This window comes from Peterkaempfera bronchialis, assembly GCF_003258605.2.
Taxonomy (GTDB): Bacteria; Actinomycetota; Actinomycetes; order Streptomycetales; family Streptomycetaceae; genus Peterkaempfera; species Peterkaempfera bronchialis.
Genome location: NZ_CP031264.1, coordinates 1999156 through 2011954 on the forward strand (window position 1 = coordinate 1999156; position 12799 = coordinate 2011954).

8 protein-coding genes are annotated in these 12799 nt (G+C 72.8%); 4 read left to right on the forward strand and 4 right to left on the reverse strand.

All coding sequences use genetic code 11. The annotated features are described in order from the left end of the window. Positions 1 to 44: 44 nt before the first annotated feature. Both leuS and C7M71_RS08780 read right to left on the reverse strand, forming a co-directional pair. Positions 45 to 2936 carry a leucine--tRNA ligase gene (gene leuS, locus C7M71_RS08775; RefSeq protein ID WP_111492997.1) on the reverse strand — a complete coding sequence of 964 codons (2892 nt, stop codon included), beginning with the start codon at positions 2934 to 2936 and terminating at the stop codon, positions 45 to 47. Between the two features lie 167 nt (positions 2937 to 3103). Further along, entirely contained in the window at positions 3104 to 4456 is a 1353-nt protein-coding gene (locus C7M71_RS08780) for a hypothetical protein (protein ID WP_114914265.1), read from the reverse strand. Between the two features lie 395 nt (positions 4457 to 4851). Here C7M71_RS08780 and C7M71_RS08785 point away from each other — a divergent pair, with 395 nt between their 5' ends. From C7M71_RS08785 to C7M71_RS08800, 4 genes are all read left to right on the forward strand, one after another. Beyond that, positions 4852 to 6618 carry a hypothetical protein gene (locus C7M71_RS08785; protein WP_114914266.1) on the forward strand — a complete coding sequence of 589 codons (1767 nt, stop codon included), beginning with the start codon at positions 4852 to 4854 and terminating at the stop codon, positions 6616 to 6618. Beyond that, positions 6618 to 8132 (forward strand): NADH-quinone oxidoreductase subunit NuoF family protein, encoded by a 1515-nt coding sequence (locus tag C7M71_RS08790; RefSeq protein WP_111492102.1) that lies wholly within the window; start codon positions 6618 to 6620, stop codon positions 8130 to 8132. Before C7M71_RS08785 ends, C7M71_RS08790 begins: the two co-directional genes overlap by 1 nt. A gap of 139 nt (positions 8133 to 8271) precedes the next feature. Beyond that, positions 8272 to 9147, forward strand: a complete 876-nt coding sequence (locus C7M71_RS08795; RefSeq protein WP_111492103.1) for a fructosamine kinase family protein — start codon at positions 8272 to 8274, stop codon at positions 9145 to 9147. A 192-nt stretch (positions 9148 to 9339) separates the two neighbouring features. Next, positions 9340 to 10245: a class I SAM-dependent methyltransferase gene (locus C7M71_RS08800; protein ID WP_111492104.1), complete on the forward strand. Its 906-nt coding sequence runs from the start codon at positions 9340 to 9342 to the stop codon at positions 10243 to 10245. 58 nt (positions 10246 to 10303) lie between these two features. Here C7M71_RS08800 and C7M71_RS08805 read toward each other — a convergent pair whose 3' ends face one another. Together C7M71_RS08805 and C7M71_RS08810 are read right to left on the reverse strand one after the other, a co-directional pair. Beyond that, positions 10304 to 11392 (reverse strand): NAD(P)-dependent alcohol dehydrogenase, encoded by a 1089-nt coding sequence (locus tag C7M71_RS08805; protein ID WP_111492105.1) that lies wholly within the window; start codon positions 11390 to 11392, stop codon positions 10304 to 10306. After that, complete coding sequence (locus C7M71_RS08810; RefSeq protein ID WP_111492114.1) at positions 11389 to 12798, reverse strand: aldehyde dehydrogenase family protein; 1410 nt, start codon at positions 12796 to 12798, stop codon at positions 11389 to 11391. Before C7M71_RS08810 ends, C7M71_RS08805 begins: the two co-directional genes overlap by 4 nt. Between the last annotated feature and the right edge of the window lies 1 nt (position 12799).

The following is a 12799-nucleotide window of genomic DNA, read 5'->3' on the forward strand; positions in this document are numbered from 1 at the left end:
CGGGCGGAGGAAGGACCCTCCGCCCGGCCCCGCAGCGACAGCTGTCAGCCGGTGACGATGTTGACCAGCTTGGGCGCCCGGACGACCACCTTGCGGACGGCCGCGCCGCCGATCGCCCGGACCACGGCCTCGTCGGCCAGCGCCGCCGCCTCCAGCTCCTGCTCGCCGATGCCAGGCGGGACCTCCAGCCGGGCCCTGACCTTGCCCTTGATCTGCACCACGCAGGTCACGGTCTCGTCCACCAGGTACGCCGGGTCGGGCACCGGGTAGTCGGCGAAGGCCAGCGACTCGGCGTGGCCCAGGCGGCGCCACAGCTCCTCGGCGATGTGCGGGGCCAGCGGCGCGACCAGCAGCACCAGCCGCTCGGCCACCGCGCGCGGCGTGGAGCCGCGCTTGACCAGGTGGTTGTTGAGCTCGATGGCCTTGGCGACGGCGGTGTTGAAGCGCAGCCCCTCCATGTCGCCCCGGATGCCGTCGGCCGCCCGGTGCAGGGCGCGCAGGGTCGCGTCGTCCGGCTCCTCGTCGGTGACGACCAGCTCGCCGGTCTCCTCGTCCACCACATTGCGCCAGAGCCGCTGGAGGAAGCGGTAGGAGCCGACGACCGCCCGGTCCTCCCAGGGGCGGGAGACGTCCAGCGGGCCCATCGCCATCTCGTACAGGCGCAGCGTGTCGGCGCCGTACTGCTCGGCGATCTGGTCGGGCGCCACGGTGTTCTTCAGCGACTTGCCCATCTTGCCCGCCTCGCGGCGGACCTCCTGGCCCTGCCAGTAGTACTGGCCGTCGCGCTCCTCGACCTCGGCGGCGGGCACCGCGAAGCCCCGCGCGTCGCGGTAGACCCAGGCGGTGATCATGCCCTGGTTGTACAGCTTGTGGAACGGCTCGAAGGAGGAGACGTACCCCAGGTCGAAGAGCACCTTGTGCCAGAAGCGGGCGTACAGCAGGTGCAGTACGGCGTGCTCGGCACCGCCGACGTACAGGTCGGCGCCGCCGGCCGGCTTGCCGTCCCGGGGGCCCATCCAGTACCGCTCGGCGGCCGGGTCGACGACCACGTCGCTGGAGAGCGGGTCGACATAGCGCAGCTCGTACCAGCAGGAGCCGGCCCAGTTGGGCATGGTGTTGGTCTCGCGGCGGTAGCGCTTGGGCCCGTCGCCGAGGTCCAGTTCGACGTGGACCCACTCCTCGGCCCGGGAGAGCGGGGTCTCCGGGGAGGTCGCCGCGTCGTCCGGGTCGAAGGTGCGCGGCGAGTAGTCGTCGATCTCCGGCAGCTCGACCGGCAGCATCGACTCGGGCAGCGCGTGGGCCACGCCGTCCTCGTCGTAGACGATCGGGAAGGGCTCGCCCCAGTAGCGCTGGCGGCTGAAGAGCCAGTCGCGCAGCCGGTAGTTGACGGTGCCCTCGCCCAGGCCGCGCTCGGCCAGCCAGTCGGTGATCCGCTTCTTGGCCTCGGGCACGCCCAGGCCGTCCAGGGTGACCGAGTCATTGGCGGAGGCGATGATCGCCGCGTCATAGGAGTCGAAGGCGTCGTCCCAGGTGGACGGGTCGGTGCCGCGGTCGTCGCTCGGCTGCACCACGCAGCGCATCGGCAGACCGAAGGCCCGCGCGAAGGCGAAGTCACGGGAGTCGTGGGCGGGCACCGCCATGATGGCGCCGGTGCCGTAGCCCATCAGTACGTAGTCGGCGATGAAGACCGGGATCCGCTCGCCGCTCACCGGGTTGACCGCGTAGGCGCCGGTGAAGACGCCGGTCTTCACCTTGGCGTCGGCCTGCCGCTCCACGTCGGACTTGGCGGCGGCCTCGGCGCGGTAGGCGGCGACCGCCTCGGCGGGGGTGGCCGCGCCGCCGGTCCAGTCCGCGCGGACGCCCTCCGGCCAGGCGGCGGGGATGATCCGGTCGACCAGATCGTGTTCGGGGGCCAGCACCATGTACGTGGCGCCGAACAGGGTGTCGGGGCGGGTGGTGAAGACGGTGACGGCGGCGCCGCCGTCGGCGTCCACCGCGAAGTCCACCCGGGCGCCCTGGGAGCGGCCGATCCAGTTGCGCTGCTGGAGCTTGATCGCCTCGGGCCAGTCCAGCAGGTCCAGGTCGGCGATCAGGCGGTCCGCGTAGGCGGTGATCCGCATCATCCACTGGCGCAGCTTGGCCTTGAAGACCGGGAAGTTGCCGCGCTCGGAGCGCCCGTCGGCGGTGACCTCCTCATTGGCCAGCACGGTGCCCAGGCCGGGGCACCAGTTGACCGGTACCTCCTTGGCGTAGGCCAGCCGGTACTCGCCCAGCAGCTCGTCGCGCTCGGTGGAGGTCAGCGCCGCCCAGGGACGGCCGTCCGGGGTGGCGCGCTCACCGGTGGTGAACTGCTCGACCAGCTCGGCGATCGGCCGGGCCCGGTCGGCGGACTCGTCGTACCAGGACTCGAAGATCTTCAGGAAGATCCACTGGGTCCAGCGGTAGTAGTCCGGGTCGATGGTGGCGATCGACCGGCGGGAGTCGTGGCCCAGGCCCAGGCGGCGCAGCTGGGCGCGGAACACCTCGATGTTGCCCTCGGTGGAGACCCGGGGGTGGGTGCCGGTCTGCACCGCGTACTGCTCGGCGGGCAGGCCGAAGGCGTCGTAGCCCAGGGTGTGCAGGACGTTGTGGCCGGTCATCCGCTTGAAGCGGGCGTAGACGTCGGTGGAGATGTACCCGAGCGGGTGCCCGACGTGCAGGCCCGCACCCGAGGGGTACGGGAACATGTCCATGATGAAGGCATGCGGCTTGCCGGTGATGTCGCCGGCTGCGGGATCGGCCAGCGGGCCGGTCGGGTTGGGGGCGTTGAACGTCCCCTCCTTCTCCCACAGGTCCTGCCAGCGCGCCTCGATGTCGGCAGCCAGGGCAGCTGTGTAGCGGAAGGGCTCGCCGGCGGCGGTCTCGGCCGCGCCCGCAGCGGGGGTCGTCTCGCTCATCGTCCTCAGGACTCCATCGGTGTCAGATAGCGAACCGTCATGTCAGCCGGAAATGAAAAAACCCCTCGCATGAGGGGTCGCCGCGCCGACTCCGGCCTGTCCGCCAGGCGTCGGCCGGTGCTGGTCAGCGCGGCCGGCTAAGGAGCAGGCGCACGGTTCGCATGGGGTCAGGGTACCGCAGGGGCGCCACCGCCCGCGCGGCCCTCGGCCGGGGCGGCCCGCCGCTCCGTGCGCGGAGCGCGCAGGGCGGCGTCGAACTCCTTCAGCGCCGTCGCCACCCGGATCGACAGCATGCCCGCCGCCAGCCCGCGTGCCCGGTCCGCCGCCTGCTCGGCCGCCTCGGGCCGCCCGTCGAGCAGGCAGCACTCGGCCAGCCGCACCAGGGCGAGCGCCCTGGCCCGGGCCTGCTCCGGCGCGATCCCCGCCACGGCCGCCTCCAGATGGCGCCGGGCGCGCTGCCGCACGCCGAGGAAGAGGAAGCACTCCCCCAGCATCCGGTGCAGGTCCGCCCGCTCCTGCGGATCGCCCTCCGGCCCGATCTCGGCGAGCGCCCGGTCGGCCGCCGCCTCTGCGGCGGGCCGCTCCCCGAGCCGGCCGAGGGCGCGGGCCATCCTGCCGTACTGCAACGCCCGCTCGGCGGCGGTGTGCGCGCTGCCGGCGGCCTCCAGCGCCATACCGACCAGGGTCACCGCCTCCCGTTCCAGGTTCGGCAGGAAGGTCGCCTGCGCGGCCAGGCAGCCGATCACCGAGGCGCCCATCCGGACGTCCCCGGAGACATGGGCGGCGCGCAGCGCGGCGACAAAGCAGCGCTGGGCGGTGACCTCGTCGCAGGCGTCGGCGGCGGCCCAGCCGGCCAGCCGGGCGAGCCGGGCCGCCACCCCGTACAGCTCGCGGCCGGTCGCCTCGTCGTACGCGCCCAGCTCCAGCAGCTTGACCAGCACGCCGAGCTCGCGGCGGGCGGACTCCAGCACCAGCCCGCCGCCGAAGGACAGCTCCAGCCGGTGCTTGCTGTCGGAGGTGCCGCGCAACTCCGCCACATGGGACGGACCCACCGGCAGCGGCCCGGTGCCGACCGGCGGCGGGGAGTCGCTGCCGGCCCAGTGCCGCGCGACCAGGCGGAGTCCGTCGGGGCGGAAGAGGTCGGCCGGGCGCTGCAACCGCACGGGGGCGCCGGCGGTGGCGTCGGCGAGGGCGGCGCGGGCGAACTCCGGCGTCCAGTCGTCGGTGAGCAGCCGCGCGGAGAGGGTCCTGGCGCCCCGGCCGGGTCCCATGGCGGCCCACAGCTGCTGGTAGGTGACGGCGATGCCGAGCGCCCGGCTGAGCACCTCGCAGACGACCTGGTCGTACGGCGGCCGGGGGACCCGGCCCCGGTCGCGCCAGTGGTAGGGCGTGGTCCGGTTGATCGCCGCCTGGTCGCCGACGACCGCGTTGACCTCGGCCGCGAGCCGCTCCGGCCCCCAGTCGAGGTGGGACAGGATGCGCACCAGCTCGTCGTTCTGCCGGGGTGACAGGTCCGCCATGCCCGGAACGGTAACGCGCGGTCCAGCGCGCGGCGCAGGGGGGCCGCCGAGCGGGCCGGGGCACGGGGTCGGCGGGGTTTTCCCGGGCCTTTCGGATATGCCATGGAATTCCGGCCCGGGGAATTCCGCTGATTGCGTTGCGGGGATTTCAGAAATCCCGGAGGAGTGCGTCCGCACGGCGGCGCTCGGTCCGCAACCACCCTCCGCAGCAGGCGGGTTGTGGACAAAACGGGCAAAGATCGCAGCCTGCGCCCGCACCCTAAGCGAGTCCTAAGAGCCCCCTAACGCTGGCGGTGAACAATTCCCCGGAATGCGTATACGGCCGTCCGGGCCACTGCCTCGGCATAGCATCGCCATGTCATCGGCTTTCGGGCCAAGACCATGGAGGGCCCTTCGTGAACACCAACAGCTCACAGCCGCGACGCCGCGCCGCACTGCGGGGCGCCGCCCGCCTGCGCGACGCAGCCACCGGAGGGACGGCGAGCCGCAAACGCCTGCCGTTCCCGCTGTTCCTGGTGCTCGTCACGGTCGCGGTGACCATCACCTCGACCGCAGTGAGGGCCTTCTCCAGCCCGGCGGGCAAGTCGTGGATGGACGGCGCGTCGCTGGGGGTGCTCAACTTCCTCGACTTCTTCATCGGCGTGGTCACCCTGATCTCGCTCACCGGCTCGGTGGTGTGGGGCCTGATCTCCACCAACCAGTCGGTCCTGAAGCCGCATCAGCGGGTCTTCTCGCAGTCCGTGCACCGGGGCATCTCCACCGCCGCCCTCGGTGCCCTGGTGCTGCACATCGTGGTGAAGATCTCCTTCGGTGAGGCCGCCCCGGTGGACGGCGTCATCCCGCTCGGCGGCGTCGGCACCCCGGTCGCCGTCGGGCTGGGCACCGTCGCCGCCCACTTGATGGTGGGCGTCGCGGTCACCGGCATCCTGCGCAGCAGGTTCGCCCACGGCCGCTACCCGTGGATGTGGCGGCCGATCCATGTGATGGGGTACGCCTCCTGGCTGATCGCCCTCGCCCACGGGCTCACCGCCGGACGCCCCGGCAAGTGGTACGTGCTCTGGGGCTATGGGCTCTGCGTGGCCGCCGTCGCGCTGGCCGTACTGGTCCGCGCCCTCGGCAACACCGGGAAGAGCGCTGCCGAGCTGGAGTCCACCCGCAAGCTGATGGCCCGCGACCTGATGGTCTCCGCCGACAGCGGCGACCGCCGCCCGGCCGCAGACCGCCGGGAGCGTACCGCTGCGGCGGCCGGCCAGGACATCCCGCTCACCCGCGACATCCCCATCCCCGGGTCGACCGCTCCCGAGCCGGAGCCTGCCGTCGCCGCCGGACCGGACCAGACCGCCGTTCTGCCCACCGCGCCGTCGTACCTCACCTCGGCCGAGCCTGCTGTTGCCGCCGCCGAGCAGCCGATGCCCCAGCAGTCCATGCAGCAGCAGCCCATGCAGCAGCCGATGCCGCAGCCCGAGCCGATGCAGCCGCAGTACCAGCAGCCGATGGCGCCGCAGCAGCCCGTCGCCCAGCCGGTCCCCCAGCCGGTCGGCGCGGTGTTCGACACCGGCGAGTTCGCCGCCAGCTTCGCCGCCGAGTGGGACACCGGCGAACTCAACGCCCTGCTCGACGTGGGCCGTCAGCAGTACGCCGCAGCGCAGGCCGCCGGGGTCCCCTACACCGGCGACCCGTACACCGCCGCCGCATATGCGGCCGCGCAGTCCCAGGTCCAGCCCCAGGTTCAGGTCCAACCCCAGCCGCAACCGCAGCCGCAGCCGCAGCCCGGCTACGGCTACCCCGGCGGGCAGTACCCCACCGGCGGGTACCCCGTCGCCCAGCCGCCCGCCGCACAGCCCGCCGACCCGTTCGCCACCGGCTCCTTCCCGCAGGTCCAGGCGCCCGGGGTGACCCTCGGGGCCGCCGCCGCACCGCTCCAGTACTTCCCGCCCGCCCCCGCCGCCCCGGTGGACCCCTTCGCCACCGGTGCCATCCCCCAGGTGCCCACCGCCGGATACGGCTACCCCGCCGCCCCGCAGCCCCAGCCGCAATCCCAGCCCCAGCCCCAGCCCCCGGCCCCCGCGCCCAACCCCGCCGCCCCCGGCGCCCCCGGCGCCGGCCCGGCCTATGGCTCGGTTCCCGCCGCCTACTCCGCCGACCCCTGGCAGGCCCGCTGATGACCACCCCCGTCGTGGACGACGTTCCGGAGGTCCTCCGGATCGGCCCCGCCCGCCTCACCGCCGGGCTGGACTCCGCCGTCCGACTCGACTACACCGCGCACCAGCTGACCCACGGCCCGCTGCCCCGCTACGACCTGGACGGGCTGATCGCCCTGGCCGAGCGGATCAAGCTCAAGGGCAAGGGCGGCGCCGGCTTCCCCTTCGCCCGCAAGCTCCAGGCGGTCCTGAAGACCGTGGAGCGGCAGCGCATCGCCCCCGCCGTGGTGGTCAACGCGACCGAGGGCGAGCCCGGCAGCGCCAAGGACCGGATGCTGCTGGCCCGCGCCCCGCACGTGATCCTGGACGGGGCGAGCCTGGTCGCCGACGCGCTGGGCGCCGCCTCGCTGGCCATCGGCGTGGACGAGGGCAGCCCCGGCGTCACCTCCATGCCGCCCGCCGTGGCCGAACGCCGCTGGGACATCCCGGTCCGGGTGGTCTGCCAGCCCGAGCGGTTCACCTCCGGCGAGGGCGGCTCCCTGGTACGCGGGGTCAACGGCCTGCCCGCCATCCCGCCCAGCCGCAAGATCCGCACCTCGGACGGCGGCAACGGCGGCGTCGACGGCCGCCCCACCCTGCTCTCCAACGCGGAGACCTTCTCCCAACTCGGCATCGCCGCCCGGCTGGGGCCCGACGCCTACACGGTGATCGGCACCAAGGCCGAGCCCGGCACCGTACTGCTCACCATCAACCGCCCGGACGCCAAGCGGCCGCTGATCGTGGAGACCCCGGCCGGCACCCTGCTCGGCGACGTCCTGGACGCCGCCGGGGTCTCCCCCGGCCAGGGCGTGCTGGTCGGCGGCTACCACGGCATGTTCCTGGACGCCGACGCCGCCGTGAAGGCGCCCTGCTCCCGGGCCGGAATGTCGGCGGCGGGCGGCTCCTTCGGCGCCGGCATCGTCATCCCCATCCCGGAGGACACCTGCCCCCTGGGGGAGGCCGCCCGGATCGCCGACTGGCTGGCCGTGCAGTCCGCCGGGCAGTGCGGCCCCTGCCGGATGGGCCTGCCCAACCTGGCCCGGGTCCTCACCGACCTCGCCAACGGCGGCGGCGGCACCCGCGCCCTGGAGGAGGCCCGCCGGATCGCCGGCGGGGTGATCGGCCAGGGTGCCTGCTCCCACCCGGACGGGTCCTCCCGCTTCATCCTCTCCGCGCTCACCGCCTTCACCGACGACCTGGCCAACCACAGCCTGCGCGGCGGCTGCGGCCGACGGGTGCGCGGTGTGATGCCGCTCTCCCCCTGGGGCCCCGGCCAGGACCAGGACCACCTCAACGGCCCCACCCTCGTGGTCGACTGGCAACGCTGCCGGGCCCACGGCCTCTGCGCGGCCCTGGCCCCCGAACTCTTCAGCCTGGACGCCCACGGCTTCCCCGTGGTCTCCAACGCCCCGATCCCGGTCTGGCTGGAGAACGACGCCCAGCGAGCCGTCAACCAGTGCCCAGCCCTCGCCCTCCGCTTCAACCGCCCCCGCTGAACCCTTCGGTCCTGACGCCCGGTATCCCCTGTTCCACGCTGCGGCTGCCGCGCAGGCTCCGGCGCAGCACCACCCGCATCACCGACCTGGTCAAGGCCAGCTGACGGAACCACCGGGCCGTGATGTAGCGTGCACGCCCATGCCCATCCCCTCCCTGCTTCTGGACCGGCTGCGCCGGGCCGGGCTGAGCGATGCGGTGTCGGTGACCCCGGCCGAGGGGGGAGTGGCTGCCCTCGCGGGTATCGCGACGCGCCGCGAGGGTCCGCCGGTGTTTGTGAAGGCCTTCCGGGAGACCCCTGCTGACGGCCTGTTCGCAGCGGAGGCCGAAGGGCTTCGGGCGTTGCGCGAGCTGGGCGGGGCCGCCACCCCGGAGGTGGTGTACGCGGGCCGGGATGTGCTGGTGCTGTCCGTTCTGGAGGCGCGTCCGGCCCGGGAGGACTTCTGGGAGCGGCTCGCCCACACTCTCGCGCGGCTGCACACCACCACCGTGCACGACCGCTTCGGCTGGTCCCGCGACAACTGGCTGGGGCGCTACCGGCAGGACAACACCTGGGACACCGACGGTCATGCCTTCTTCGCCCGCAGCCGCCTGCTCCGCTGGCTGCCGGAGCCCCGGGTACGGGCGGCGCTGGACGAAAGGGACCGGCGGGCGCTGGAGCGGCTGTGCGAGCGGCTGCCCGAACTGCTGCCTTCCCGGCCGGCCTGCCTGACCCACGGTGACCTGTGGGCGCACAACATCCTCGCGACCCGGGACGGGCAGCCCGCTCTGATCGACCCGGCCGTCTCCTATATGTGGGCCGAAGTGGATCTGGCCCATCTGTGGAGTTCGCCGCACCCGCCCGAAGCGAAGCGGTTCTTCGCGCGGTACGCGGAGCTGACCGGGCTCGACGACGACTGGCCTGCCAGGATGCCGATCATCCAGTTGCGGCAGCACTTGGCCGTCATCGCCCAGTACGAGCACGACTGGGGTGCGGCGGACCAGGTCCGTGCCACGCTCAGGCCGTTCCGTTCGTAGCGAACCCGCCGCCAGGCGAAATTCACCTATTCGGGTGAATCCTATTGGCTTGTTCGTGCAAGGGACGATCGTCGGCTGGATAGTGAGGAGGCTGCGGGACGCCGATCATTACCGAATTCCATTTGCGCCATCCGATACCATCTTTCGCGTTCCTCGCTGTTCGTGGTCTCAATTCGCCCCAAGGGAGGACGCATGGTCGGCACAGCGCATCAGAACGCCGGTGTGGAAGGCGTGGAAGGGGGTGTCGGCCTGACCGCTCTCCTGGTCGCCGCGGCACGGGCGATCGAGACCCACCGCCGCGACAGCCTGGCCCGGGACGTCTACGCAGAGCACTTTGTGCTCGCCGCACCGGCGTCCGCAGGCTGGCCGGTCCGCATGCAGCAGGTGCCGGACGGGGACGCGGACCCGCTCTGGGGGCGCTTTGCGCGCTACTTCGGTCTGCGGACGAGGGTCCTTGACGACTTCCTTCTCCGGTCGGTGCACGCCGGTGCCCGCCAAGTGGTCCTGCTCGGGGCGGGGTTGGATGCGCGGGCGTTCCGACTCGATTGGCCTGCCGGCTGCGTGGTCTTCGAGATCGACAGGGAAGGCGTGCTGGCGTTCAAGCACAAGGTGCTCGACGGGCTGTCGGCCACCCCGAAGGCGGCGCGCGTACCGATCCCGATCGATCTGCGCGCCGACTGGGTCCAGGCGTTGACCGACGCCGGCTTCGACCCGGCCGCACCGAGCGTCTGGCTGGCCGAGGGGTTGCTGTTCTATCTGCCCAACGCCGCCGAGACCTACCTCATCGACATGGTGGACCAGTTGAGCACCGGGGGAAGTGCTCTCGCATTCGAGGTCAAGCTCGAAAAGGACCTGCTGGAATACCGCGACAGCCCGATCTACACCTCGACGAAAAACCGGATCGGCATCGACCTGCTCACCCTGTTCGACGGAGAGCCGCGGCCCGACTCCGCAGGTGATCTGGCGGGCAAGGGCTGGTCCACCTCGGTCCACACCCCGTTCGACTTCACCCGTCGGCACGGACGCGGCCCGCTGCCCGAGCAGAACGACGCTCTGGCGGGCAACCGGTGGGTGTTCGCGAACAAGCCCCGGCCGTAACTCCCGCCGTCAGACGGCCCGGTGCGTCTCCCCCCGGGATGCACCGGACGAGGCTCCCCTACGGAACCAGGACGGGTTTGACCACCCGGCCCGCGTCACAGTCGCGTTCGGCCTCGTTGATGTCGGCGAGCGGATACGTACGGATCAGCTGGTCGAAGGGGAACCGCCCGGCCTGCCACAGTCCGGTCAGCCGGGGAATCAGCAGTCCCGGCACCGCGTCCCCTTCGCAGATATGGGAGATCCTTCGGCCCCGGTCCAGCGCCCCCGGTTCGAGCGGCAGCGCGGTGTGGAGCCGCGCCACCAGGCCGAGGTGGCCGGTCGGGCGCAGGGCCCGGAGCGCGTCGTTGATCAGCTGGGCGGAGCCCGTGGTGTCCAGCGCGTACTGCGCGCCACCATCGGTCAGTCGCTGGATGCGGTCGGGCAGGTCGCCCGATGCGGCGTACAGCGGGATCGCACCGAACCGCTCGGCGAGGGCCAGCCGTTCGGGGTGCCGGTCGACGGCCACGGTCACCGCCCCGGCGGCGGTGGCCGCCATCACCGCGGCCAGGCCCACCGCCCCCGCGCCGAAGACCGCGATGGTGTCGCCGGGGCCGACGCCGAAGGAGTTCATGACCGCTCCGGCGCCGGTGAGGAAGCCGCAGCCGAGCGGTCCGAGCAGTTCGACGGGCAGCGCGGGATCGACCCGGACGGCATTGCGGGCCGCGACCACCGCGTACTCGGCGAACGACGACTGGCCGAACCACCGGGGGGCCAGTTCGCCCCCGGCTGCGTCGGTGAACCGCGCCGCGTTCTCCTTGCGCCCGCCGAAGAGGTTGAGCGAGGCGAAGGAGTCACAGTAGGCCGGGGCCGCACCCATGCAGTTCCGGCAGTGTCCGCAGGAGTCGAAGCTCAGCACGACATGGTCGCCGACGCTCAGGCCGGTGTCCGGGCCGCCCGTCTCCACCACCACCCCGGCCCCCTCGTGGCCGAGCACCGCCGGCAGCGGTGAGCGGCCCGCCGAACGCCGGACCGCGAGATCGGTCCGGCACATCCCACAGCCCGCGATCCTGACCAGGAGCTCGCCATCGGCCGGCCCCGCGTCCAGGATCACCTCCTCGACGGCGAATCGGTTCTCGTACGAGCGCAGTACCGCCGCGCCGAACCTCATGGTCGCGCCTCCTCCGGACGATGCACCACGAACGGCCTGAGGTTCCCGTAGAGCCCCCACGGCCCGCCCGCGACGCCGACACCGCTCTCCTTGATGCCCGCGAAGGGCTGGGCGAGGGACAGTTCGGCATGGTGGTTGATCCACACCGTTCCGCACTCCAGCCGGTCGGCCACCGCCTCGGCCCGGTCGAGGTCGGTCCCCCATACCGAGCCGCCCAGCCCGAAGTCGGTGTCATTGGCCGCCTCGATGGCTTCGTCAAGGCTCCGGTACGGCAGCACCGGCAGGACCGGACCGAATTGCTCCTCCGTCACCACCGGGCTGTCGGGCGGGACCTCGGCCAGGATCGTCGGGGCGAAGAAGTAGCCCGGTCGGTCCAGCCGGTGGCCACCGGCCACGGCTCGGGCGCCGTCCGCCAGGGCCTGGGCCGTGTAGCGCTCGACCCGGGCCAGTTGGGGGGCGTTGTTGACCGGCCCCAGCTGCGAGCCCGGGTCGATCCCGGGTCCGACGACCGCGGCCTTCGCGCGCTGCGCAAGGGCCTCGACCACCTGGGAGTAGAGCCGGGCCGGAGCGTAGACGCGCTTGACCGCCATGCAGACCTGCCCGCAGTTGCGGAACGCCGCCCAGAAGAGCCGGTCGGCGATCCGCTCCACATCGACGTCCTCCAGCAGGATGGCGGCGTCGTTACCGCCCAGCTCCAGGGTGACCCGAGCGAGCGAGGCCGCCGCGCCCTCCGCGACGGCCCGTCCGGTGGGAATCGAACCGGTGAAGGTCACATGGCGCATCCCCGGATGGGACGCGAGGCGGGCGCCGAGGGGTTCGCGACCGGTGACGACCGTCAGTACGTCCTCGGGGAGGGCGGCGGAGATGACGGACCCCAGCAGCCGTGTGGCGAGGGGTGTGAACGGAGAGGGCTTGAGCACCATCGTGTTGCCTGCGGCGAGCGCGGGAGCGAACTTCGCCGACGCGAGCTGGAGGGGAAAGTTCCACGGAACGATCGCGGCGACGGGCCCCAGCGGGCGCCAGCGGACCTCGCTGCGTACCGGCCGACCGTCGGTGATCGGCTGGGGCCGGGGGTCCAGCTCGGCGAAGTAGCGCAGGCGGGCCGCCGTACGGGCGACCTCCGCATACGACTCCGCCAGAGGTTTGCCCTGTTCACGGGTGAGCAGCGGAGCGAGGTCGACCCCGGCCGCCTCCACGGCGTCGGCCGCCGCAAGCAGCGCGGTGGTGCGGGCGGCGGGGTCGGCCCGCCAGCTTCGCCATGCCCCGTGGGACCGGTCGACGACGGCGTCCAACTCGTCCGGTTGCTGGTCGGGAGCCTCGTCGAAGACCTCACCCGTTGCCGGGTCGAGGACGGCGAAGCGGTCGCCGCAGGTCCCGGCCGCGCGACGGGGCTGACGTGTCGGCATG